This is a genomic window from Horticoccus luteus, from assembly GCF_019464535.1.
Classification (GTDB): domain Bacteria; phylum Verrucomicrobiota; class Verrucomicrobiia; order Opitutales; family Opitutaceae; genus Horticoccus; species Horticoccus luteus.
This window is the reverse complement of the sequence record NZ_CP080507.1, coordinates 869190-894140: the sequence shown is the minus strand read 5'-3', so window position 1 is coordinate 894140 and position 24951 is coordinate 869190. Positions and strand designations below refer to the sequence as shown.

The window sequence follows — 24951 nt, the reverse complement described above, 5'->3', positions numbered from 1 at the left end:
CCCGCCCGCAAAGCGCAACCGCCCCCGGCCATCCCAGCCTTCCCTCGACGGACTTAACACGATGCTCCGTCGCGGGGAAACACTGACTCGCGCCCGTTGCGGGCCGATTCGCGCGCCCCGTGGTTTTCCGTCACACACGTGAAAGCGTTTTCGCCTGAACGAAAGCGCGCCGCGATCTGCGGTCATGCTAACGCAACCTTTACGGCATTTTAGGCCTGCCTCGGATGCACGTCGCGCCATCGCCCCCGGCCGCCAATCGGCGGCGCCTCGCCTGATCGCCGGGCGGTTTTTCCCCCATCCGTCGCGGAAAACGCCGGATATAAATGAAACCGGCGACTCGCTATGCTCTTTCTCATGCCCAGTCACCACCGCCCCTACTCCACTGCTCACCTGCTTTGCCTTCACGGCCAGACGCTCGACGTCAGCCGTCTGCACTTTGATGATGGATCCCACCTGACCACCCGCGTCACGATCGAAGTCCGCGACGACGCTGGCTTCGGTTCCGTGCAACTGCGGTGGCGCCTCCCCGCGTTTCGCTTCCCTGCCGAAGAAACCCGCCGCCTCACGGAAAACGAAGCCGACCAACTCGCGGCGGCCTGGCGCGAATGGAAACGCTCCGTCGCCCCGCAACCGCGCGGCCTCACGCTCGCCTACGCCTGAGTCGGCGCCGCGTCCGCGCTTTCCGCGCGGTGTGGTGTTTCCACGGGAACCACGCCCCGCCCCTCCCGGTTTCGTCACCCTGCCTCCGTCCGCGTCGCCAGTTCGAGCGCGCCGAGGATTGCCAGCGCCTCTTCTCGACTCGCCCCGCACATGCTTTCGTGCGGTCGCAGGCTCAGACAGACGGCCGGCCGCTCCGGGCGCCCAAAAATCGCGCAGCGATTATCCGGCAAAAGTTGCACGCACCTGACCCCGGCCGGCTTGCCGCCGGGCATTCCCGGAATCGCCGACGAAATGGACGGCGCGATGCAGCAGGCCCCGCAACGCGCGCGACATTCCATTTCGTCGGATTCCCACCCGTCGCTTACTCGGCGGCCGGCTTCTTGGCTGGCATCTCGAGCACCCGATCCGGCCCGACCTCGACCTTGCCGCCATTCGGAATGTTGGCCGCGAGAAACTTCTCCACTTCACGATAGAAGGCCACGCGCGCGTCTTCGTGGCGAAATCCATGCCCCTCCTCCGCCTGCCGGACGAACGTGTATTTCTTCCCATACTTGTCCAACTGCCGCTTCAACCGCTTCCAGTTGTCGATATCGACGCGCGGATCGTTGTCGCCGTAACCATGCAGCGTCGGCACGCGGATGTTTTGCACGTAGTTCACCGGCGAGCGCGTGCGCAGATACTCCGCGTCGTCCCCGATCCAATTCTTCGCATAGGTGCGATCGCCCAAATTGTTGCGCGCAAAACCCGCGATGATCGAAAGATCTGACACGCCGACATAGTTGACGGCGCAGCAATACAGGTCCGGCGTAAACGTCACCCCCGCGAGCGCCGCGTAACCACCGTAACTCGCCCCCACGATCGCGACCCGGTCCGGGTCGGCGATGCCCTGCGCAATCGCCCATTTCACTCCGTCTGTAAGATCGTCCTGCATCTTGCCGCCCCACTCTTTCCGCCCCGCCAGCAGGAACGACACGCCATAGCCGCCGGAGCCGCGATAATTGGGCTGCAACACGGCATAACCGCGATTGGCCATGAGCTGCACCTCCGGATCGTAACCCCACTCGTCGCGGATGCCGTAAGGCCCGCCGTGCGGATGGATGATCAGCGGCACCCGCTTGCCTTCCGCCCCCGCCGGCAGCGTCAGGTAACCGTGAATCGTGAGACCGTCCCGCGCCTTATATGAAATCGGCTTCATCGGCCGCAAATCCGACTCCTTGAGTTTGGAATTATACGCGCCAATCCGCATGAGGCGCGGCTTGTCCCGGCTTTGGTCCAGTAAATAGTAGGTTCCCGGCGACACGTCCGAAGTCGCCACGATCACCCGCACCTTTTCATCGTCCGACGAACTGACCACCCGGTTGAACGTGGACGGGAGTGCCGCATCGATTTCCGACTGCAGCTTGGCGCGATCAGCGTCGAACCAGTGCACGTGCTCTCGATCCGTCGTATAATAAATGCCCAGCAACTTCGATCGATCCCGCGACATCACCACGTCGCCTGGATCGCTCTCCACTTCGTAATTTACCTCGTCGGTAAATGACCGGGTGGACACCCGATACGACCGCAACCGGATCTCCCCGTCATCGCCGAGCACAAGGACATAGACCGTATCATTGTCTTTTGCGAAAGCTTGCGGCGACCAGGACGGTGAGATCATGCCCGCGTCTCCTTCCGTCTCGGCCACCTTGAAGAAGGCGCTCTTGCCGTCCTGCCGCATCTCGTGGATGCGATTCCCGCCGCGCACAATCGTTCGCCCGCGCACGACGCCGGCATTATCGACAATGATGTCCAGCGTGGCGCCGGTGTCATCGATGCCCGGGACGGCGAAACGCTCGCCCGTGCGGACATCCAGCGAATACAAACGGAACGTCCAACTCCCGACACTGCGATTACCGTAAATTAATATATGGTTCGGATCGAAATGTAATCGATCCATGATCATTGCCTGGTTCGCGCGATCGGCGACCAGTTCCTTATAGGCTTCCGCCAGTTCGGTCACCCGGCGCTTCGATAGGCTGATGGAGCGCAGCGCCGTGCTTTCGCGCCCGCCAATGTCACCGCCAAACACGATCCGGTCTGACCCCTTCCAAAAATACGACGAATAGTTTTCGTCTTTGGCCGCGACCAGCGCTTCCGCCTGCCCGGTTTGCAGATCCATCAGCGCGATCCCGATTCTCCCGGTGCCGAGCTTCGCGAGAAACGCCAGATGCTGCCCGTCCGGCGCGACTTGCACCGAGCGCATTTCCGGGTCGGCGAACAGGTCCTCAATCGGAATCAAAGGCGCGCGCGCTTCCGCGCATACACCCGTTACCAGGCCTAACATTAGCGCCAGCCAACCGGCGGCGAGCCTAGGGGAGGTCACTCTCATTGGCCGAGCGTGATGGCACCCGCACGTCCCGAAAACAAAAAAGTGTGCTGCCACTATAGCTTTGTCGGACCACCGCGTCCGCCCGAAGCAAAGCGTTCGCGCCCGCGGCCCACACGCCCGTTCGGATTTTTCCCATTTATCTCCGTGTCGTTTGGCGAACGGTGCTTTACGGCGGGCGTTTCCGCCTCCTCAAATACCGCCGCCCCCCCTCGTCGCCCATCACGGCTCGTTCCCCCAACGCATTCATGTCTCCTGTCACCCCGTCACCCCTGCTCGGCACTCTTCTGCACGGCATCGGCGCCGCCTGCGCCGCGCTTTGCTACGCTCCATTCCGGGGCGTCCGCCAATGGAGTTGGACGACCTACTGGGTCGTCCAAGCCGCTGCGTGCTGGCTCATCCTGCCGTGGATTTTTGCGTGGCTGACGATTCCCGAACTCGCCGCTGTGCTCCATGAGGCGCCGGGCAGCGCGATGCTTAAATCCTATTCACTCGGCGTTTTCTATGGCATCGGCGGCATCGCCTTCGGCCTCGCCATCCGCTACGTCGGCTACTCGCTCACCTACGCCGTCGCCATCGGCGTGTCCTGCGTCGTAGGCACCCTCGTGCCGCCGCTCCTCGCCGGTCAACTCGGCGCCACGCTCGGCCAGCGCGCCGGCATTTTCGTCGTCGCTGGCGTCTTCCTCGGCGCCAGCGCCATGCTCGCCACCGGCTGGGCCGGTTTCCGCAAAGAGCACGAACTCGCGGACGCGCGCACGCCCGACGCCTTTAACGCCCGCGTCGGCCTGCTCATCTGCCTCCTCGCCGGCATCATCTCCGCCGTCTTCAACTTCGCGCTGCTCGCCGGCCAGCCCATCGCCGATGTCGCCGCCCGGCACGGCGCCGGTTATTTTCAGGGCAACGTCATCTACCTTTTCTCCAACAGCGGCGCTTTCACCACCACGCTGCTCTATACGATCTTCATCGCGACCCGCCGCCGCACCTGGGGTGAGTTCACCCAGGTCAACGACCAGGCCCGCCTCTCTCGCAACTACCTCTTGGCGCTCGTGACCGGCCTGCTCTGGTATCTTCAATTCTTTTTCTACGGCCTCGGTCACGTGCGCATGGGCCAGTTTAAGTTCTCCAGCTGGGCCATCCACATGATCCTCCTCATCCTTTTGAGCGCCGGCTTCGGCGTGGCCATCGGCGAATGGCGGGCGTGCCGTCCCGCCACGAAACTGCTCGTCGCCGTCGGCATCGCCCTGCTGCTCGGTGCCGTCAGCTTGATCAGCTACGGCAACTTCCTCGCTGCCCCGCCCGCCGCGTAAGATATTTCCGCGGTGCGCGCCCACACCGGTTTGCAACCGCTCCGCCGACCGACCGAGCGCTCAGACCGGGCTCGGCCCACCACGCCCCGCCGGCCGATCTTTTCCGCCGTTCAGCGGTGCCGGGCGCTTTGCGCGCGGCTTTGTCTGGTGCTCGGGACAGGACTCGAACCTGCACGCCTTACGGCACACGCCCCTCAAACGTGTGTGTCTACCAATTCCACCACCCGAGCAAAACAAGACAGGGAAGGCGGAATAAGAGCGGTCGCTCCGGCCTTGTAAAGCCCCGAAATCACTTCCTGCCCCACGCCCCGCGGAGCCGCCTTCTCGGCATGTCGCTCACGGTCCATGCAACACCTCCGGCCCCGTCGGCGCCTCCGGCGGAGCTCCTTTTGGCTCCTGCGTCACAAGGATTTCCACCGGCGTCGCCGAGGTCTCCGGCAACTGGTAATACACGCTGCCCGAATGCCCGTAAAACTCAGCCGGCACCTCGCCCACGCGCTCGTAGATCGTCGAATCCGCCGGCTTCACCCACAACTGCAACGACTGCCCCTCCGGCACCGTCGGCAAATGGTAAAGGTTGAGATACCCTTGATGCTCCGCTTCGTCGAACACCGACCAGGCATAGGCCGACTGCGGCGCGCCCGCCGATTCCGGCGTGGCCGTGGGCGGCGGACTGGTGGTCATCGGCGGTGTCACCGGCACCGCGGTGCTTCCGCCCGTCGTCAATGGCACGGCCGCTGTTACTCCCTGGCCACCCCACGACGCCACCTCGCCCGGCAACACCACCACGCTCTTTTGCTCCGGCGCCTCTGGCGCCGGGGTCGCCGGGGGCGGCGTCGTCGTCGCCGGTCCCACCGCGACAATGCCCGGCTGCGTCAAAATCCCTCGGGCCAAATCCATCAACCCTTTCCGTTCACCTCGCGCATAACTGGCGGGGTCCACCAGCTCCATCGCGGCCAGTCGCCCCACGCCGTGCTCCACCAGCGCCCGCTGCGCCAGCCGCCGGATGATGTCGTCGTATTCCGCGCGCAACGTCTCGCTCGCGCGTTCGAGCTTCGCGTAATCGCCGCGCAACGTCGTGAGCCGCTGCAACTCCTTCGCCGCCGATCCGCCGTCGCGCCCCACGCCAGTCCCGGATTCGCCGGCCCGCGCGTCGCGACCCCGCGCCGCTCCATCCGTCGCGCTCCCGTTGGCCAACGCCTCGCGATCCTCCCCGGCCTTCCTCCTGTCACCAACGGCTTCCTTTCCTCCGCGCCCCACGCGCCCCGTCGTCACCACCGCTCCCCCGCCAAAAAACTGCCACGCGTTCAGCCCCAGCAACACCGCCGCCGCGAGCGGCCACGCCCAACGCCCGCCGCGTCCCGGCGCGCTCCGCACCACCGCCAACGGTTTCGGCGCAGTCTCCGCCCGCAAGGCCATCAGCACGCCCCGCTGATCCGCCGCCGCCATCGCCTCCGCCGGTGCCGTTTCCCCCGCGAAATACGCGCAACCGTCCGCCACTGCCCGCAACGCCGCCCGTGCCATCTCCTCGCGCGCCAACCGCTCCTCAAACGCCGCCCGCCGCTCGGGCTCAAGCGCGTCGAGCAGGTAGTAAAATGCTTCCTCTCTCAGATCTTCGCTCATGGTTTTGCCAGTTGACGCAGCTTCATGAGCCCGCGCCGCAAATGATTCTTAACGTTGCCCACCGGCGTTTGCATCGCCTCCGCAATTTCTCCCTGCGTGCACCCTCCGAAAAACGCCAGCTCCAGCGCCTGCCGCTGCGCCGCTGACAGTTGTCCGAGGTAGCCGTCGAGATTTTCGCTATCAAGCGGAGTCCCGCCTCCCTCCCGCTCCGCCATTTCCACCGGCTCGCGCCGCAGCGTCTCGTGCAGACGACGTCGCCGCGCGCCTTTGCGCAGTCGGTCAATCGCCGACCGGCGCACGATGAAAACCAGCCACGAAACCACTTCCCCGCGCTCCGCCCGATAGGTCGCCGCCTGCCGCCAAGCCTTGATGAACGCATCCTGCACCGCATCCCGCGCGTCTTCCGGGTCCTCCAGCATCCGCCGGGCGATGCCGTGCAGCAGCGGAGCGAACTCCAGATAGAGCAGTTGCAACGCCTCGCGCTCGCCGGCGGCGAGCCGCGCCATGAGGCGGCGATGCTGCGCAAGGGTTTCGGCATCGAACAACGGCACGGCGACCGAGGGCTATTCGGAGGCGCGGCTCATTTCAATTCCCCACTGCGGCCCGGCGCCGCCGCCCGCCCAATGCTTCCGCGCCAGCTTCCCGCCCGCGCACGTTTTCTGAAATAGGAAGAGTCGTCATCGCCGGTGCCTACACATACGCCGCCCGGCCCTCCGCGGAGTCAGTTCCCGACAACTAATTCGCCCGCCACCCGCGACGCTCAATGCTCCGCAGGTTCACAGCGGCCGCCGATGCACCAAGCCGAGCGTCAGATTGCGCGCGAAAAACGGTCCGCGATAAATCAACCCCGTGTAAACCTGCACCAGCGTCGCGCCGGCATCGAGTTTCTCACTCGCGCTCCTCGCGTCCATGATCCCGCCCACGCCGATGATCGGGAGGCGCCCTTGTGTCGCGTTCGCGATATACGCGATCACCTCCGTTGCCCGCCGCCGCAACGGCGCTCCGCTCAACCCGCCGATTTCGTTCGCCTCCGCCAGCGCCCCCGGCCGACCGAGCGTCGTGTTCGTGGCGATGATTCCCGTGAGCCCAAATTCAGCAATCACCTGCAGGACGGCCTCGATCTGCGCAAAACTCAGATCCGGCGCGATCTTCAACCACAGGGGCTTGGCCCCCGCGCCGCGCGCGCGGTTGGCCGCCGTCACCGCACCCAGCAACTCCCGCAGTCGATCCTCGTCCTGCAGTTTCCGCAAATCCGGTGTATTCGGACTGGAGACGTTCAGCACCACGTAGTCCGCATGGTCCGCCAGCGCCGCAAAACTCGTCAAATAATCCGCCGTCGCCTGGTCCAGCGAAGCCACCTTCGACTTGCCCAGATTCACGCCGAGCGGAATGCGCCGCGCCCCCACGCCCGGCTGCCCCGCCAGCCGCTGCGCCACGGCCGCCGCCCCTTCGTTGTTGAAACCCATGCGGTTGATCACCGCCTCCTGCGCGGGATAACGAAACACGCGCGGCCGCGTGTTCCCCGGCTGCGCTTGCGCCGTCACCGTGCCGATCTCCACGTGCCCGAAACCCAACGCCGCCGCGGCCGGCCACGCTCTCGCGTTCTTGTCGAAACCTGCCGCCAGACCGATCCGGTTGGGAAACATCAGCCCGCCGCACGCCACCGGCTGGCGGGCCCACGCCGGCACCGCCGCCATCGCCTCCACGAGCCGCGCGAGCGGCCGCACCGCCGCCAAACCCGCCATCGCGCTCACGGCCAACTCATGCGCGTGCTCTGCATCCATTCGGAAAAGCAGCCGGCGCGTCACGTTTTTATAGAATCGGCCCATGAGACCGCCGACTCTGAAATCGTCGCCTGAAAAGGCAAGTGCCCCACTGGCTTATATTCGCTCGCGGCCCGGGATTTTTCACCCTCCGTCCACGCGCTTTTCCGCCGGTTTTTGTGCTTGTTTTTTGAACCTCCCCTCGCACGCTGCGCCAAAAATCATCCCTGTCTCCTCTCTCTGTCTCTATGGCCAAAGCCACGCAAACTCTCGATTGGTGTATCGTTCGTCTCGGCGAAGATCATAACTGGTGGGTCGACGAAGTCAGCGACCCTGTTCGCTGGGACGTCGACGGCCTCAGCATCATCGATCCCCGTCAGGTCAGTCACCTCGTCGAACTCGTCGATCCCCTGCGCGATTACGGCTTCGATCAGGAAATCGTGGAGCGCGCGTTCATCGCCTTCCGGATCGAGAAGGACCTCGGCGACGGCCGCGTGCGCCTGAAGCGCACCAAGGAATCGCTCTTCGATTCTGACGAACGCCTCTTTGCCCTGCCCGATTTGCTCGACGAGGAAAACGGCCCTTACGCCGACCTCCTCGACCACGTCACCCGCTGCCGCGTGAAGATGCTCAACGACCTCTTTGACTTCGAGTCCAAGCTCACCGTCGACGAAGTCGAAGACGAGATTCGCGAAGAACAAAACACCCACTTCATCGAAGGCAAAGCGCTCCACACGTTCGCCGAACTCACCGCCATCCTCGACTACATGCCCGCCGGTTATGAATCCGACGATGAGCATCCCGCCAAGGAAGCCGATGCCGATGAAGACGACCTCCCCGAACTCGACGCCGAGGAAGAGGAGAAGCTGAAAAACGACGAGTCCCTCCGCTGGGACGAAGACGAAGAAGGCGAAGAAGAAGAGAAAAAAGAAGGCAAAGCGGGCGACGACGAGGACGAGGATGAGGACGAAGAGGATGAAGATGAGGACGACGAAGAGTCCGACGAAGATGAGGACGAAAAGCCCAAGCGTCCTTCCCGGAAGCGCTGAGCTAATTCCTTCCGTTTAGCCTGCAGGCGGCCCTCATCGGCCGCCTTTTTTGTGCGCGCATCTTCGCACTCGCCGGCCCACGGGCCGCTCGCCAGCTTCGGCGCGCCCCACCATGCGCCTCTTCCAAACGAAGCCCGTCGCCACGCTGATCGCGGAGTCAGAGAGCGGCCCGCGCATGAAGCGCGACCTCGGCCCGCTCAACCTCATCAGCCTCGGCATCGGCTCCGTCGTCGGTGCCGGCATCTTCGTCCTCGCCGGCGTTTCCGCCGCGCAATACGCCGGCCCGGCGATTGTCCTCTCGTTCATCTTTTCCGGCATCTGCTGCCTCTTCGCCGGCCTGTGCTACGCGGAGTTCAGCACGATGATCCCCGTCGCCGGCAGCGCCTACACCTACACCTACGCGACCATGGGCGAGTTTCTCGCCTGGATCGTCGGCTGGGATTTGATCTTGGAATATCTGTTCTCCGGTGCCGCCGTCGCCGTCAGTTGGTCCGGTGCGGTGCAGGGCCTCCTCGGCGAATTTGGCGTCACGCTGCCCGCCGCCGTCAGCGCCGCGCCCTTCGCACTTGAGAAAGGCCATCTCGTGACCACGGGCGCATTCATCAATCTCCCCGCCATCGCGATCATCGCGATCCTCACGTTCATCCTCGTGATCGGCATCAAGGAATCCGCGAATTTCAACAACACCATGGTCGTCATCAAAGTCGGCGTGCTCCTCGCTTTGATGGCTTACGGCGTGTGGTGGATTTTCGGCCATCGCGCCCTCGCCGCGCAAAATCTGCGTCCCTTCATCCCGGCGAATACCGGGACCTTCGGCGAATTCGGCTGGAGCGGCGTTTTCAAGGGCGCCGCCGTTATTTTCTTCGCCTATGTCGGCTTCGACAACGTCTCGTGCGCCGCCCAGGAAACGCGCCATCCGCAGCGTAACATGCCCATCGGCCTGCTCGGCTGCCTCGCCGTGTGCGCGTTCCTCTTTATCGGCGTCTCCCTCGTGCTCACCGCCATGGTCCACTACCCGCAGCTCGGCGTCGATGCCCCGTTCGTCTTCGCGCTTCAGCACGTCGGCGCGCCTCCTATTTTACGTTTCGGCATCGAGATCGCCACCCTTGCCGGCCTCACCTCCGTCGCCCTCGTCTCGCTTCTCGGCCAGCCGCGCATCTTCTTTTCCATGGCCAAGGATGGCTTGCTGCCCGCCATCTTTGCGAAGCTCCATCCGCGCTTCCGCACGCCCTACCTCACCACCCTCGTCACGGGCGCTGTCGCTGCGATCGTCGCCGGTCTGCTCCCGCTCGATCTGCTCGGCGAACTCATCTCCATCGGCACCCTCATGGCGTTCGCCCTCGTGTGCGTTGGCGTCTGGGTGCTCCGCGCAAAACGCCCCGATCTCCCGCGCCCGTTCCGCACGCCGTGGTTCCCGCTCGTCTCCACGCTCGGCGTCCTGACCTGCGTGGGCCAGATGTGCATGCTCCCGCTCGATACCTGGCTGCGCCTCGCGATCTGGATGGCCATCGGTTTCGCCGTTTATTTCGGCTACAGCGTCCGTCACAGCACCCTGCGTCGGCGCGCCTGAACCAATCGGTCTCCTACGTTCGCGTCGCTTCGCGTGATTGGCGGGCGACGTTGCGCCTATGCTCCGCGCAACGCTTTCGCCATCTCCTTCGCAAAATACGTCAGAATCATGTCCGCACCCGCCCGCTTGATTGCGAGCAGCGACTCGTGCCGGCAACGCGCCAGATCCAGCCAGCCCAGACGCGCCGCCGCCTGGATTTGCGCGTATTCGCCTGAAATCTGATACGCCGCCACCGGCTTCTGCGTCCGCTCCCGCACGTCGCGGATGATGTCCAGATACAGTCCCGCCGGCTTCACCATGATCATGTCCGCGCCCTCGCCTTCATCGAGCAGCGCCTCTTGGATCGCCTCGCGCCGGTTCGCCGGGTTGAGCTGATACGTCGCCTTGCTCAGCAAACGCGTGCCCGCCGCCTGCGCACTGCCCACCGCCTCGCGAAACGGCCCGTAATACCCCGAGTTGAACTTCGCCGAATACGCCATGATCGCCTTCCCCGCGAAACCCGCCGCATCCAGCGCCGCGCGAATCGCGCCCACGCGTCCGTCCATCATGTCGCTCGGCGCCACCACGTCCACGCCCGCCCGCGCCTGCAGCACCGCCATGCGCGCCAGGATTCCCACCGTGCGATCGTTGTCCACGTCGTCGCGCTCCGCCGTCAGCACGCCGTCGTGCCCGTGCGAGGTGTAGGGATCGAGCGCCACATCCGTCAAAATCGTCAGCTCCGGCACCGCCGCCTTCACCGCCCGCACCGCGCGCAACACCAACGCGTTCTCGTCCAGCGCCAGCGACCCCTCGTCGTCCTTGAGCTTCGGATCGAGTTTCGGAAACAGCGCCACCGCCGGCACGCCCGCCGCCTGAATCTCGCGGCACTCCTTGACCAAGTCCGCGAGGCCAAATCGAAACACCCCCGGCATGGAGTTGATCTCCTCCGGCGCCGCGTCGCCTTCGACCACAAACAACGGCGCAATGAAATCCGCCGGCCGCAGCACGGTCTCCTCGACCATCGCCCGCAGGCTCGCCGTCCGCCGCAAGCGCCGCGGCCGTTGCACCAGGTTCAGTTTGAATGCGTCATCCATAAACGTCCGCCACTAAAGCATACCGCCCGGCCCGCCGCGACACGATTCTCCCCGCGCCGCCCGAGGAAAACCTGCGCCCGCCGCCGCGCCGCGCACCCCGTTCAACTCAACGCTTGCGCCGCTGCGCGGTTATGCGTTGCCTCCCCTCGCCATGCGATTGGCTGCTTCACGTTTCTCTTCGTTGACGCGTCAGACGACCACGACGCGAACGACGTCTTGCGGTTGTTAACCGGGCGTTCCGCCCCCAACCGCCGGCCCGCGCCCTGCGCGCCGCCCCGTCCGAAAAAGACCGTTCCGCTCCCGCGGAAAACCTGTTAGCCGCTCAACCTCCTATTTTCGTTTCCATGGCCCTCCGACTTTTCGACTCGCTCTCCCGCACCGTCCGCGAACTCCGCCCCTCGCACGCCGACGGCGTTTTCCGCTTCTACAACTGCGGCCCCACCGTTTACGCCCCCGCCCACATCGGCAACTTCCGCACCTTCGTCATCAACGACGTCCTCCGCCGCCTCCTCGAACTCGAGCTCGGCGCCGCGAAAGTGAAACACGTCCGCAACCTCACCGACGTCGACGATAAAACCATCCGCCGCGCGCGCGACGAAAACCGCCCGCTCGCCGACGTCACCCGCCAGTGGACCGAAAAATTCCACGCCGACTGCGCCGCCCTCCACTGCCTGCCGCCCCACGTCGAACCCACCGCCACCGGCCACATCCGCGAACAGGTCGACATGATCGACGTCCTCCTGCGCAAAGGAAACGCCTACCGCGTCGCCGACGGCTCCGTGTATTTCAAAGTCAATTCCTTCGACGATTACGGCCAGCTCTCCCGCGTCAAAGAGCGTGAGCTCCAGGTCGGCTCCGCCCTCGCCGGCAAACCGCAGTCCGCCGATGCCGACGAAAAGGAAGACGGCTCCGACTTCGCGCTCTGGAAAGCGCACAAAGCCGACGATGGCGACAACGCCTGGGACAGCCCCTGGGGCCGCGGCCGCCCCGGCTGGCACATCGAGTGCAGCGCGATGAGCAAGAAACACCTCGGCGAAACCATCGATCTCCACACCGGCGGCGTCGACCTCCTCTTCCCCCACCACGAAAACGAAATCGCCCAAAGCGAATGCTGCAACGGCGTGCAGTTTTCCCGCCACTGGTATCACAGCGAACACCTCCTCGTGGACGGCAAAAAGATGAGCAAGTCGCTGGGCAATCTCTACACGCTCGACGACCTCACCGCGAAAGGCTTCTCCCCCGCCGCGATCCGCTACGCCCTCCTCGCCGGCCACCCGCGCAAGCAACTCAACTTCACCCTCGACTCCGTTCACGCCGCCGAAAGCGCGATCGCCACGCTCCGCGCCTTCCGCTCCGCCCTGCCCGAGTCCGCCACCGCCGCACATCACGTTTTCGAACCCGTTATCTCCGCGCTGCAAGACGACCTCAACACCCCCGCCGCTCTCGGCGCGCTGTTCACGATCGTCAACCGCAAGAACGGCGAAGCCGACCGCGCCTCGTTGGACCGCGCCCTCTTCGCCCTCGGCCTCGACCTCACCGCGCCCGCCGCGGCGAAAGCCGAGATTCCCCCCGCCCTCGCCGCCCTCGCCGAAAAACGCTGGGCCGCGAAGCAGTCGAAAGACTTCGCCACCGCCGACGCCCTGCGCGCCGACCTCACCGCCGCCGGCTGGTCCATGCTCGACCGCAAAGACGGCTACTCCCTCGAACCACTCAAAAAATAGCGCCCCGAATTTCCGCCCTCAAGCGCACGGAACACCAATCCGGGCTCACCAAAGACAAGGATGCTCCGGCTCCGTGTCCTCTGGGTCAGAGCTCAGTGAACTCTGTGGCTAAATCCGAAACCTTCTCCTCCCTTTCCGCCATGTCGATGACTCCCCTCGAAGAACTCCGCCACTCCGCGTCGCACATCATGGCGACCGCGATCCTCCGCCTCTTTCCCGAGGCCAAACTCGACATCGGTCCGCCGACCGACACCGGCTTTTACTACGACATCGACCTCGACCACAAACTCACCGCGGACGATCTCGTGAAGATCGAAGCCGAGATGAAAAAAGTCGCCGACGAGAACCAGCCCTTCCTGCGCAAGGAAGTCTCCCGCGAAGAAGCCACCGAGATCATCAAACGCATCGGCCAGGAACGCTACAAACTCGGCCGTCTCGCCGACATCCCCGCCGACGAGAAAATCTCGTTCTACCAAAACGGCGAATTCATCGACCTCTGCGCCGGCACCCACGTCCGCTACACCTCGAAGCTCAAGGCCTTCAAACTCCTCTCCATCGCCGGCGCGTATCATCGCGGCGACGAAAACAACAAGCAGCTCCAGCGCATCTACGGCACCGCGTTTCCCTCGAAAGACGAACTCGCGCAACACCTCGAACGCCTCGAGCAGGCGAAAGCCCGCGATCACCGCAAACTCGGCCGCGACCTGAAACTCTTCCACATCGACGAAGACGTCGGCCAGGGCCTCATCCTCTGGACGCCCAACGGCTCCGTCATCCGTCAGGAGTTGCAAAACTTCATCAGCGAAGAACTGCGCAAGCAGGGCTACGCCCAGGTCTTCACGCCGCACATCGGCAAGCTCGAGCTCTACAAAACCTCCGGCCACTTCCCCTACTACAAGGACTCGCAGTTCTCGCCCGTTTTCGAGAACGACTCCCTCGCCCGCGCCATTGGTGAAAATTGCTCCTGCGCCGACGCGTTCGCCCGCCTCGACGCCGTCTCCGCGCGTCTCCGCGAACAGGTCAACGCCCGCACCGGGCAGGACACCATCGCCGCCGATCGCGTTAAGCCCGACGATCAGCTTCTCGACGGCTTCATGCTGAAGCCGATGAACTGTCCGCATCACATCAAGATCTTTGCCTCGCAGCCGCACAGCTACCGCGATCTCCCCGTGCGCCTCGCCGAGTTCGGCACCGTCTATCGCTGGGAGCAATCCGGCGAACTCAACGGCCTGACCCGCGTCCGCGGTTTCACGCAGGACGACGCCCATCTCTTCTGCACCGAAGAGCAGGTCGCGCAGGAAGTCCTCGGCTGCCTCGCCCTCGTGAAGATCGTGCTCAGCACCCTCGGCATGGCCGACTACCGCGTGCGCGTCGGCCTCCGCGATCCCGATTCCAACAAATACACCGGCGAAGCCGCCAACTGGGACAAGGCCGAGGAGGCCTGCCGCGCCGCCGCCCGCACCCTCGGCGTGCCGTTCACGGAAGAGCCCGGCGAGGCCGCGTTCTACGGGCCGAAAATCGATTTCGTCGTCAAAGACGTCATCGGCCGCGAATGGCAGCTCGGCACCGTGCAGGTCGATTACAACCTCCCCGTCCGCTTCGACCTCTCCTACATCGGCGCCGACAATCAGCCGCATCGCCCCGTGATGATCCACCGCGCGCCCTTCGGCTCGATGGAGCGCTTCTGCGGCGTGCTCATCGAACACTTCGCCGGCGATTTCCCCGCGTGGCTCGCGCCCGAGCAGGTCCGCCTCGTGCCCATCAGCGACAAGACCAACGACTACGGCCGCGACCTCCTCGCGCAACTTCGCGCCGCCGGCGTCCGCGCCACGCTCGACGAACACAGCGACAAACTCGGCGCCAAAATCCGCCGCGCCGAACTCGAAAAAATCCCCTACACGCTCGTGCTCGGCGCAAAGGAAGCCGAAGCGAAATCCGTCAGCGTCCGCAGCCGCGCCCGCGGCGATGAAGGCGTGCAACCCTTCGCCGACTACCTCGCGAAACTCACGGCCGAAATCTCCACCCGCGCCTTGCCCGACAAGAAGAAACCCGCTGCGCCGACGCCCGCCTGAACGCGCCCCGCCGCGCGCCGCCCGGTCTTCCCATGGAGTATCTCTACTGGACGCTCACGCTGCTCCTGCTCCTCGTCGGCGCGGTCGGCTCCGTCGTGCCGCTGCTCCCCGGCACGACGCTCATGTTCGCCGGCGTGATTCTCCAACGCCTGCTCCTCCCCGCCACCATCACCTGGACCGCCGTCTTTTGGATCGGCGCCGTGTGGGTGTTTTCGCTGGCGGTTGACCTCATCTGCACGCTCGTCGGCACGCGCCTTTTCGGCGGCTCAAAATGGGGCATGACCGGCGCGACCGGCGGCGCGCTCGTGGGCATGTTTTTCTCTCTGCCCGCGCTGATCTTCGGCACGATGTTTGGCGCCATCGCCGCGGAAAAAATCTTCGGCCGCCGCACCGATCGCGATGCCCTGCGCTCCGGCGTCGGCGCCACGCTGGGCTTCCTCGCCGGCACCTTCGCCCGCGCCATCTGTGCGCTCCTCATGATCGCGCTCTTCGCTTACGCCGTCATCACCGCCGCGCCCCCGCGATAGACCGCGAAACCAGTAACCATGTAGGCGGGGTGCCTTCACTCCGCATTGCGCCCCGCACTCCGCAGCCACCGCTCAATAATCGAGCACCTTCAGCGGCCCGATCTTCACGCCGAAACGTTCGTCCCACGGCTTCACGCGTTTGAAATCGCTGCGCGTCAAATCGTAACTCGCCGATACCGGCACGAAGAAGATCGACCCCGCCCCGTCCGCTTTGATCTCCGTCAACGGCGCCGCGTGCTTGTCGTCCACCGCCGTAAACGTCAGCAGCGCGCCCCCGCGTTTGATCTTGGCCACCAGCTTCACCCGCATCGGCGCCCGCAATTTCACGTCCACCGATTCCAGCGTTTCTTTTTGCCGCGCCACCCGGATCAATACCGTGAATTTGTCCGGCGGCAGCCGCCAGTTCCCCTCGCTGCGCAACGGCACTTCATACGTGATCGCGGCCGGCTCATCCGCCACGACCGCCGCCCGCTTCACTTCCAGCAACTCGCCCAGCGAACTCCGGTCCAGCCGCTGTTTCGCCCGCTCGCGCCGGAATTTCCGCTGCGCCGAATCATCCGGCGCCTTCCCATCTCTCTCGAGCAACGTCCAACGCTCCTCCGGTCCCACCGATGGATCGAACCGCGACCGCCGCTCCTCCTTCAACTTGCCGTTCTTGTCGTAAACCAACGTGTGCTGCGTGAACGCCCACCGCTGCGTGTCCTCCGCGTATTTTCGAATCGCTGCCGCGAGCGGCGCCGGCGCGCCCTGCAGTGGATCCGGCTCCGCCGCCTCGTCCGCCGCTCCCGCCCGCGACGTCCACAGCCCCACGACCGCCAGCCCGATGAAGAGGATTTTGTGCACGCCTGTCCCTATCCGGCCACCGGCCGCACGCAACCCGTTTGGCGCATCCGCCCGCGTCCCAGCATCGACAGCCTTTCCTCGTCGGCCAAGCTGCCGCCATGAGCTTCGACGCCCGTCCCGCTTGGAGAGAAGAACTCGACGCCATCGTCGGCGCCCGCTCACACGGCCAGTTCAATCAACTCCTGCCTCGCCTCGAAGCGCTCGACCGCCGTCATCCCAACGTCGCTGAAATCGCCGCGCAGATCGCCTGGACTTGCGAAACCCTCGGCCGCCTCGACGCCGCGCTGCCCGCCTACGAAAAAGCCATCGCGCTCGGCCTGCCGCCCAACGAACTCTCCAACGCCTACCTCGGTCTCGGCGCCACCTTGCGCGCCCTCGGCCAGCTCGACCGCTCCGCCGCGATCCTCCGCGCCGCCCGCCTGCAGTTTCCCGATAACCGCGAACTCGACGTCTTCCTCGCGCTCACCTTGCACGCCCAAGGCCGGTCCGGCGAAGCCCTCGCCCTCGTGCTCGAAGCGCTCTGCGACACCACCGAAGATCCCGGCCTCACCGCCTACGGCCGCGCCATCCGCCACGCCGCCGCCAAACTCACCTGACCGCCCCGCGCGTCCACTCGCCGTTCACCCGCCGCAGCAGCCCCCGCGGATTCGCGTTCTGTAATTCCACCGGCAGCAGCTCGTCCGCGAAATTCTGGTAGCACACCAACCGCGTCCATCGCTGGAGCGCGCGCGTGCCGACCGAGGTGCTGCGCCCGCCGTCGCTCGTCGCCGGATACGGTCCGCCATGCACGATCGCGTGACTGACCTCCAAGCCCGTCGGAAATCCATTTAGAATGACCCGCCCCGCCCGGCTCGCCAGCACCTCGATCAACTCGCGCTCCCCCGCCGCCTCCGCCGCACCCGCGAGCAACGTCGCCGTCAGGCTGCCTTCGAGGTGCCGCGCCACGTCCAGCATTTCCGCGTGATCGCGACACCACACCACGACCGCACTTGGGCCGAAAATTTCCTCCGACAACCCCCGCTCCCGTGCAAACACCACCGCGTCCGTCTCGAACCACACCGGCCGCGCCGTCGCCCCCGTTCCCGCGTTTTTCTCCCGCGCCTTTTCGCCCACCACCGTCCGCGCCGACTGCGCCCGCTTCGCCACGCCCTCCCAAAACTTCTCCGCCATCCCCGGCGTGAGCATGGTCGCCGGCGCCGTCGCTTCCAATTTCTCCGCGAGTTGCCGCACCCACACCTCCGCCGCGGCGGAACGCTCGACCACGATCACACCCGGATTCGTGCAAAACTGCCCGACCGCCAGAGTCGCCGACGCGTGCAACTGCTCCGCCAGTTCCGCCCCGTGCTCCGCGATGGCGCCCGGCCGCACAAACACCGGATTCACGCTTCCCATCTCCGCATACACCGGAATCGGCTCCGCCCGTGCCGCCGCCAGATCCGCCAGCGCCCGCCCGCCGCGCAACGAACCCGTAAACCCCACCGCCTGCACCGCCGCGTGTTTCACCAACGCCTGCCCGACCTCGAAGCCCGCATCGAACAACAGCGAAAACGTGCCCTCCGGCCAGCCGCACTCCCGCACCGCGGCAACGACCAGTCGTCCCACCAACTCACCCGTGCCAGGATGCGCCGGATGCGCCTTCACGATCACCGGGCAGCCCGCCGCCAAGGCCGACGCCGTGTCGCCCCCGGCCACCGAATACGCGAACGGAAAATTACTCGCGCCAAACACCACCACCGGCCCCAACGGCCGCAGCATCGAGCGGTGATCCGGCTTCGACGTCGGCTGCCGGTCCGGCTGCGCCGTTTCGATGCGCGCATCGAGCCAGTCGCCCTGCGCCGCTTCCGCCCCATACAGCCGCAATTGCCCCGCCGTGCGCGCGATCTCGCTCTCGCACCGGCCCGGCGCCAGCGCCGTCTCCTGCGCGGCGCGCTCCGCCAGCACCGCCCCATTCGCTTCCAGTTTTTCCGCCACGCGTTGCAACAACGCCGCCCGCTCCGCGCCCGTCTTCCGCGCCACGATCGGCGCCGCGGCGCGCGCCAGCTCCACCGCCCGAGTCACGTCCTCGCCCGTCGCACTCGCAAACGCCGGCGCCAACTCCACGCCGCGCGCCGGATCGCAACCGTGGAACCGTTTTCCGCCCGGCGTTCCCTCACCCCATCCAATCAGTGACCGGCCTGTGATGCGCATGCCCCACCTTCGCCCCGCCCGCGTTGAGCGCAAGCCGCACTCCACTCTTCACCTCGCCACTGGCCGCTTCAGCGCTCGCTCTCATGCAAACCGGTCCGGCCGCAACATCGCCAGATCCACCCGCGGCGCGCGACCCGCCAGCACATCCGCCACCAGCACGCCCGTGATCGGCGCCATCGTCAGCCCCAGCATGGCATGGCCGCACGCCGCCGTGAGGTTGGCATAACGCCCAAATCGCCCGATATACGGCAGCCCGTCCGGCGACACCGGCCGATAACCAAACCACGGCTTCACGCCTGCAAAATCCTCCGCCGTCATCTCCGGGAAAAACGCCCGCGCCCCGGCCACGATCTGCTCCACCCGTTCCGGCCGCACGCGGCCATCATGTCCGCTGATTTCCATCGTCCCGCCAAATCGCAGGGTCTCGCCCATCGGCGTCACCGCCACGCGGCGCTCCGTCAGAATCAGCGATTTCGTCAACTGCCACCGGGGTCGTGCCAAGGTCAGGCTGTAACCTTTACCCGCCTGCATCGGCACGCGCAGCCGCAAACCCGTCACGGTGTCGCCCGCCCACGAGCCCGTCGCGATGACATATTCGTCCGCCGTTAAAAGACCCGTCGAGGTCGCCACGCCCGTCACCCGCCCACCGGCGGTCGCCCACCCGCGCACCGTCGTCTCCCAACGGAACGCCACGCCCGCCTCGCGCGCCCGCGCCGCCATCACCGGCACGAATTTGCGCGGACTCAAATGCGCATCACCCGGAAAATATACCGCGCCGACCACCTTCATTTTTATTCCCGGTTCAAGCGCCCCCGCCTCGCGCGCGTCGATGGTGCGCGCTTCCACGCCCAGTTCGTTCGCCAGCCGGGCCAGTCCGTGCGTTTCGTGCTCCAACATTTCTTCCGTCTGGCACAAATTCAACAACCCCTCCCTTCGCAGCTCGAACGCGTTGCCCGTCTGCGCTGCGAGCTCCCCAAACAACGCCCGCGCCGCCACGCAGAGATCACGCAGCAACGGTGCCGCACGACGCGTGTGCTCCGGCGTGCACGACTGCGCAAACAGCCACGCCCATCGCCACAACGTCGGGTCGAGCCGCGGCTTGATATAAAACGGGCTGCGGGAGCTCAGCATCCACTTCAGCCCTTGTTTCACCATGCCCGGTGCCGAGAGCGGCACGACGTGGCTCGGCGACACGTAACCCGCGCTGCCATGCGCGCACGAATCCGCGCCTTCCGCACTGCGTTCCACGACCGTCACGGCGAATCCCTCCCGCGCGAGGTAATACGCCGTGCACAACCCCACCACTCCTCCGCCCACCACGATGACCGAACGCGCGTTGTTCATAATTTTAACCTTTGATGCCCCAGCAAAATGGGTCCGCCGCGTCCAGTCGCAGCACACTCTCCGCGGTGATAAATGCGCGTCCGGCGATCGTCGGTGCGATTACGCCCGCCGCGCGATCCACCCACCGATACGTCCCGCGAAATCTGCTGCCGGTCACGCTCTCCTGCACCCAGGGCGCACCCTCCGCGAGTTTTCCGTCCGCCGCCAGACACGCCAGCTTGGCGCTCGTGCCCGTGCCGCAGGGCGAACGGTCATACGCCTTTCCCGGGCACAGCACGAAATTCCTCCCGGGCACGCCCGCTCCTTCAGCCGCCGCGCTCAACTCCACGTGGTCTACATCGCCGTAGCCCGCCGCGTTGACCGCTCCCCGGATGCGCCACGCGATGTCCGTCAACGCCTCCACGTTGCCTCGTTCCACCCGCCCCATCCGCTCGTCCGCGTCCGCCAGGAAAAACCAGTTGCCGCCCCACGCCACATCGCCCCGCACCTCCCCAAACCCTGCGACCTGCACCCGCACGTCCCGCGCCGTGCGCCGGCTCGCCACGTTGTGCACCGCCACTTCCCCCTGCTCGCCCAACTGCCCGCTGACCACGCCGACCGGCGTATCCAACCTCACCGTCCCCGGTTGCAACCGCCCCAGGTGCGCGAGTGTGGCCACCACGCCCATGGTCCCGTGGCCGCACATGCCGAGATAGCCGACGTTGTTGAAGAAGATGACACCTGCCGCGCAGTCCGCGGCATGCGGCTCCACCAGTAACGCACCGACCACGGTGTCCGACCCGCGCGGCTCGTTCACGATCGCCGAACGATACGCATCGAAGTCCGCGCGAAACCGCGTCACCCGGTCCGCGAGCGGCCCATCGCCGAGGGCCGGACCGCCCTCGAGCACTACCCGCGTCGGTTCGCCCGCCGTGTGGGAATCAATGACTCGCACCGAGTGAAAGTTGGACGCCATCCTCGATGGTATCAACCGCGCCGCTCGTCGCCTCAAGCCCGTAAGTTCCGCCGCGCCGGGCGTTACTATATTCATATTCATAAGTTTCTTTAGTCAACAATGCGCGCACCAACGCCGTTGTTTACACTCCGCCAACCGTCCTCTGTAGCGCACGTATCTAGTCGAGTTACCCTCCCTCTTCTCGTTCCCTGCGCGCTGTTCCCCGGCTGTCTTTTTCGCACTTCAGCAGACTACCACCTTCTCGGACTGACCGAACCCCTCGCCCCTTCTCTGCCGCCCACGCGCGGCCCATGGAAGCACCGTTCGCCCCGTATCTTACTCCTCCTACCACCTATGAAAGCCTCCCTCTGCCGAGACTTCGCGCTGCGCCAGCTTTTGCTGGTCCCGCTGTGCCTTACCCTCGCTGTCCCCGCTGGTCTCGCTCAACCGGCGCCGGGCACGACCAGCACTCCTCCCAATCGCAAGGACGCCATCCCCGTCGTTACGGATAAAGACGATAGTCCGCGCACCGATGATATTGTCGTGATGTCGCCCTTCGAGGTTTCCACCAGCAGTAAAGGCTACTACGCGGCGAATACTATGTCTGGCACCCGCTTTAATACGAAGCTCGCCGACCTCGCCTCGTCCGTCACTATCATGACGAAAGAGCAGATGTCCGACTTCGCCATGCTCGATGCCAACGACGTCTTTCTCTACGTTGCCGGCACCGAAGGCACCGGCACTTACACGGATTACACCCTCGATCGCAACGGCTCGCTGGCGGACAATGTGCAACTCAACCCGACGCAGGCCAACCGCGTGCGCGGCATCGGCTCGGCCAATACCTCGCTCGGCAACATCGAGACCATGGGCCGCGTCCCGATCGACCCGATCACCATCGATGCCTTGGAAATCAGCCGCGGCGCCAACGCCAACGTCTTCGGCCTCGGCAATCCCTCCGGCACCGTCAACCAAGTGCCCGCCACCGCCAACCTCTCGCGCAACCGCACGACCCTCGCCCTGCGCGTCGACGCTCTCGGCGGTCACCGCGCCAGCCTCGACGTCAATCGCGTCCTCCTGAAGGACAAACTCGCGATCCGCGGCAGCGCCGTCTATCAGGACGACGAGTTTCAGCTCAAGCCCTCCGGCGTCCGCACAGAACGCTATAACGGCATGATCAAATACCAGCCGTTCAAGCTCACGACCATCAGCTTTTCGTCCTATAACTATCACGCCTACGGCAATCGCCCCAACTCGCTCCCACCGCGCGATAATCTCTCCTATTGGCTCGCCAGCGGCAAACCCACCTGGGACCCCGTCACGATGACGGTCCACGTCAACGGCGCCACGCTCGGACCCTATACCGCCGCCACCTATAACGGCCCTGACTATTTTAATTCGAGCTACCTTGGCAACAATCACAGCCAGATGTTCATCGACCAATCGGGGCTTTCCTATTGGTCCGCACCGCAGAGCACCACAAACGCCACCGGGCCGATCGGCAACTTCACCGCCTCCCACTTCCTCCAGACCACCGCCGCCGCCGGCTCCGTCTTTTCCGGCACCGCGCCGCGTCCGTTTGACCAATACCTGTTCAACACGACGCCGACTGTGAGCGACCGCAGCATCTACGACTGGACTTCGATCAACCTGGCCGCCCCGAACCGCTTCTGGGATCGCACCAGCACCAACCTCTTACAGATCGACCAGCTCTTCCTCAATTCGCCCACCCAAACGCTCGCCGCGCAGCTCGCCTTCATGCGCGAAGACTCCGATCGCTGGGCGCGCAATTTTGTCGGCATCGCCAACGACAACGGCCAGTCCGGCCAGCTCATGGTCGATATCAACGAGCGCCTTCTGGATGGCACCCCCAATCCCTTTCTCGGCCGCCCCTACCTCGCCGTCGACAAACCCCGCATCCAGGAAAATCCCCAGAAGTGGGACACCTCCCGCGCCCAACTCGCCTACCGTCTCGATCTCACCGAAGAGAAGAACCTCCTCAAGTGGCTGGGCTCTTTCCAGGTCACCGGCTACAGCGAATACAAATACCGCGTTAATCGTCAGTATTCCTGGCGCGAAGCCATGACCGCGGCCCCTTGGATTCCCGCCGGCACCTATACCGGTTTTCAATCCGCCCCCTCCGGAACTCCGGCCAACCTCCCCGTTACCTCCGGCGAATATCGTTTCTACGTCGGCGACAAGGTCGGCAACAATGTCGACTACGCTCCCGGCGATCTGAAGCTTGGCACCTATCCGTTCGTGTGGGGCAACTCGGCCACGGGCGTTTTCCACACCGACAACCTCGTCCTCGACCAGGTGGCCGCCGACAAAACCGGTGGCGCGCTCAATTCCAAGACCACCATCCGCACCAACGGCGCCGTCGTCCAGAGTCACCTCTTCGACGACCGCCTGGTCACCACCCTCGGCGTCCGCAACGACAACGTTTATATCAAATACGGCAATCCCGGCACGCCCACGAACAAAATACTCCAGCCCGATGGCACGTCATTCGACTATACTATCGTCAACGGCTGGCAGCCGAACTACTTCTCGACCGGTGGCCGCACGACCAATGTGCAGTTTGTCGTCCGCCCGTTTTCCAACACTCGCTGGAGTGAGTCCATCGCCCGCTCCAACGGCTTCCTCGGCGAGCTCGTCGACGGTCTCTCGGTCAACTTTAACAAGTCGAACAGCTTCCTGCCCACTCCGCCCGCGCAGGATCTTTACCGCAATCGCCTGCCCAACACCAGCGGGTCGGAAACCAGCTGGGGCTTCAATCTCACGTTGCTGAAAAACACGCTCAACATCCGCGTCACCCGCTACGACGACCTCCAGCGCAACGCGCAGACCAACGACATCAACACCCTCGCCGGTCGCGTGCTCCGCCTCGACTTCGTGCCGACCGGCACCGGCAATCCCACGCCCTACCTGAATCTCTACGCCAATGCGAATCACTGGGTGGCCTTCCAGCATCCCACCTGGACCGCCGCCGAGGTCGCCACCGAAGTGACCCGGCAGACCGGGTTCAGCCCCGACGACGCCGATTACTATATCAACGCCGCGTCCGTGCTGCCCATCGGCGCCACCTCCGACCTCCAGTCCCGCGGCACCGAGGTCGAGGTGAACTACAATCCCACCCAAAACTGGACCCTCACCGCCGCCCTGACGGACAATCAAACCGTCAATAAGAACATCTCGAAAGCGCTCGTCGATTGGATCGACGAACGCATGCCGACCTGGACCACCATCGTCGACCCGTCCATCACCGATGCCAACGCCGCCGCCGAAAACAATCCCGGCAAACTTTGGTGGTTGCACAAGTATTCCGCCGCCCCGGTCGCCGGCACGCCTGCCTCCTATTCCGCCACCGCGCAGACTCCGCAAGCGAACTACCAGGCCTTCGTCGGTGCCCCTCTCGGCATCATCAAGGCCCAGGAAGGCAAAACCAACCCACAGATCCGCCGTTACGGCTTCCGCGGCGCCACGAGCTACCAGCTCGCCGGCCTCACCGACAACAAATACCTCAGCCGCATGACGGTGGGCGGCGCCATCCGTTGGGAAGACAAGGCCGCCATCGGCTACTATGGCAAACAGAGCCTGCCCGCGATCATCACCGACCTCGACCCGAACCGCCCGATCTACGACAAGAGTCACACCTACGTGGATGCGTTCATCGCCTACAAGACCAAGCTCTGGAACGACCGCGTCGGCGCCACCTTCCAACTCAACGCGCGCAACCTCGGTCAACAGGTCCACCTCCAACCCATCGGCGCGTTCCCCGACGGCACCATCCACACCTACCGCATTGTTGATTCCCAACAATTCATCTTCTCCGCTTCGTTCGACCTGTAGTTCGAACGCTAGGGTTGTTGCCCACGCCGCCACCTGCCCGGTGGCGGCGTTTTTTTTTGCT

The 24951-nt window shown here is 65.0% G+C and carries 19 protein-coding genes and 1 tRNA gene; 9 read left to right on the top strand and 11 right to left on the bottom strand.

What is annotated here, in order from left to right; translation table 11 throughout:
- The first annotated feature begins 354 nt into the window (after positions 1-354).
- Positions 355-660: a hypothetical protein gene (locus K0B96_RS03465; protein WP_220163892.1), complete on the top strand. Its 306-nt coding sequence runs from the start codon at positions 355-357 to the stop codon at positions 658-660.
- 74 nt (positions 661-734) lie between these two features.
- On the opposite strand, the gene K0B96_RS17610 is transcribed toward K0B96_RS03465, so the two are convergent.
- Positions 735-998: a YkgJ family cysteine cluster protein gene (locus tag K0B96_RS17610; protein ID WP_345779914.1), complete on the bottom strand. Its 264-nt coding sequence runs from the start codon at positions 996-998 to the stop codon at positions 735-737.
- Positions 999-1021: 23 nt separating this feature from the next.
- Positions 1022-3028 carry a S9 family peptidase gene (locus K0B96_RS03460; RefSeq protein ID WP_220163890.1) on the bottom strand — a complete coding sequence of 669 codons (2007 nt, stop codon included), beginning with the start codon at positions 3026-3028 and terminating at the stop codon, positions 1022-1024.
- A 245-nt stretch (positions 3029-3273) separates the two neighbouring features.
- On the opposite strand from K0B96_RS03460, the gene K0B96_RS03455 reads away from it, so the two are divergent.
- On the top strand, positions 3274-4332 hold the full coding sequence (locus tag K0B96_RS03455; protein ID WP_220163888.1) for an L-rhamnose/proton symporter RhaT: 1059 nt from the start codon (positions 3274-3276) through the stop codon (positions 4330-4332).
- Between the two features lie 145 nt (positions 4333-4477).
- On the opposite strand, the gene K0B96_RS03450 is transcribed toward K0B96_RS03455, so the two are convergent.
- The 4 genes from K0B96_RS03450 to K0B96_RS03435 form a co-directional block, all read right to left on the bottom strand.
- A tRNA-Leu gene (locus K0B96_RS03450) sits at positions 4478-4562 on the bottom strand.
- Between the two features lie 106 nt (positions 4563-4668).
- A complete protein-coding gene (locus K0B96_RS03445) occupies positions 4669-5955 on the bottom strand; it encodes a hypothetical protein (protein WP_220163886.1) in 1287 nt (428 codons plus the stop codon).
- The gene (locus tag K0B96_RS03440; RefSeq protein WP_220163884.1) at positions 5952-6506 is read right to left on the bottom strand and encodes an RNA polymerase sigma factor; all 555 of its coding nucleotides are present in this window, start codon (positions 6504-6506) and stop codon (positions 5952-5954) included. Before K0B96_RS03440 ends, K0B96_RS03445 begins: the two co-directional genes overlap by 4 nt.
- A gap of 225 nt (positions 6507-6731) precedes the next feature.
- Positions 6732-7784: a quinone-dependent dihydroorotate dehydrogenase gene (locus tag K0B96_RS03435; RefSeq protein WP_220163882.1), complete on the bottom strand. Its 1053-nt coding sequence runs from the start codon at positions 7782-7784 to the stop codon at positions 6732-6734.
- 182 nt (positions 7785-7966) lie between these two features.
- Here K0B96_RS03435 and K0B96_RS03430 point away from each other — a divergent pair, with 182 nt between their 5' ends.
- Together K0B96_RS03430 and K0B96_RS03425 are read left to right on the top strand one after the other, a co-directional pair.
- Positions 7967-8767, top strand: a complete 801-nt coding sequence (locus tag K0B96_RS03430) for a hypothetical protein (protein ID WP_220163880.1) — start codon at positions 7967-7969, stop codon at positions 8765-8767.
- Positions 8768-8879: 112 nt separating this feature from the next.
- Positions 8880-10337 (top strand): amino acid permease, encoded by a 1458-nt coding sequence (locus K0B96_RS03425; RefSeq protein ID WP_220163878.1) that lies wholly within the window; start codon positions 8880-8882, stop codon positions 10335-10337.
- Between the two features lie 56 nt (positions 10338-10393).
- Here K0B96_RS03425 and hemB read toward each other — a convergent pair whose 3' ends face one another.
- Positions 10394-11410 carry a porphobilinogen synthase gene (hemB, locus tag K0B96_RS03420; protein WP_220163876.1) on the bottom strand — a complete coding sequence of 339 codons (1017 nt, stop codon included), beginning with the start codon at positions 11408-11410 and terminating at the stop codon, positions 10394-10396.
- A gap of 344 nt (positions 11411-11754) precedes the next feature.
- On the opposite strand from hemB, the gene cysS reads away from it, so the two are divergent.
- From cysS to K0B96_RS03405, 3 genes are all read left to right on the top strand, one after another.
- Positions 11755-13131 (top strand): cysteine--tRNA ligase, encoded by a 1377-nt coding sequence (cysS, locus tag K0B96_RS03415; RefSeq protein WP_220163874.1) that lies wholly within the window; start codon positions 11755-11757, stop codon positions 13129-13131.
- A 140-nt stretch (positions 13132-13271) separates the two neighbouring features.
- The gene (gene thrS / locus K0B96_RS03410; RefSeq protein ID WP_220163872.1) at positions 13272-15203 is read left to right on the top strand and encodes a threonine--tRNA ligase; all 1932 of its coding nucleotides are present in this window, start codon (positions 13272-13274) and stop codon (positions 15201-15203) included.
- Positions 15204-15235: 32 nt separating this feature from the next.
- Positions 15236-15730: a DUF456 domain-containing protein gene (locus K0B96_RS03405; RefSeq protein ID WP_220163870.1), complete on the top strand. Its 495-nt coding sequence runs from the start codon at positions 15236-15238 to the stop codon at positions 15728-15730.
- A 72-nt stretch (positions 15731-15802) separates the two neighbouring features.
- Here the strand turns inward: K0B96_RS03405 and K0B96_RS03400 are convergent, their stop codons facing one another.
- Positions 15803-16573, bottom strand: coding sequence for a hypothetical protein (locus tag K0B96_RS03400; RefSeq protein WP_220163868.1), 771 nt, complete (start codon positions 16571-16573; stop codon positions 15803-15805).
- 98 nt (positions 16574-16671) lie between these two features.
- Here K0B96_RS03400 and K0B96_RS03395 point away from each other — a divergent pair, with 98 nt between their 5' ends.
- Positions 16672-17169 (top strand): tetratricopeptide repeat protein, encoded by a 498-nt coding sequence (locus tag K0B96_RS03395; protein WP_220163866.1) that lies wholly within the window; start codon positions 16672-16674, stop codon positions 17167-17169.
- Here the strand turns inward: K0B96_RS03395 and K0B96_RS03390 are convergent.
- The 3 genes from K0B96_RS03390 to K0B96_RS03380 all read right to left on the bottom strand — a co-directional run bounded on the left by K0B96_RS03390 (position 17162) and on the right by K0B96_RS03380 (position 21059).
- On the bottom strand, positions 17162-18760 hold the full coding sequence (locus K0B96_RS03390) for an aldehyde dehydrogenase (NADP(+)) (protein ID WP_220163864.1): 1599 nt from the start codon (positions 18758-18760) through the stop codon (positions 17162-17164). The two genes, K0B96_RS03395 and K0B96_RS03390, sit on opposite strands and share 8 nt — an antisense overlap.
- 81 nt (positions 18761-18841) lie before the next feature.
- On the bottom strand, positions 18842-20104 hold the full coding sequence (locus K0B96_RS03385) for an FAD-dependent oxidoreductase (protein WP_220163862.1): 1263 nt from the start codon (positions 20102-20104) through the stop codon (positions 18842-18844).
- A gap of 4 nt (positions 20105-20108) precedes the next feature.
- Positions 20109-21059 (bottom strand): proline racemase family protein, encoded by a 951-nt coding sequence (locus tag K0B96_RS03380; protein WP_345779913.1) that lies wholly within the window; start codon positions 21057-21059, stop codon positions 20109-20111.
- Positions 21060-21392: 333 nt separating this feature from the next.
- On the opposite strand from K0B96_RS03380, the gene K0B96_RS03375 reads away from it, so the two are divergent.
- Positions 21393-24890, top strand: coding sequence for a TonB-dependent receptor (locus tag K0B96_RS03375; protein WP_220163858.1), 3498 nt, complete (start codon positions 21393-21395; stop codon positions 24888-24890).
- Positions 24891-24951 lie beyond the last annotated feature (61 nt).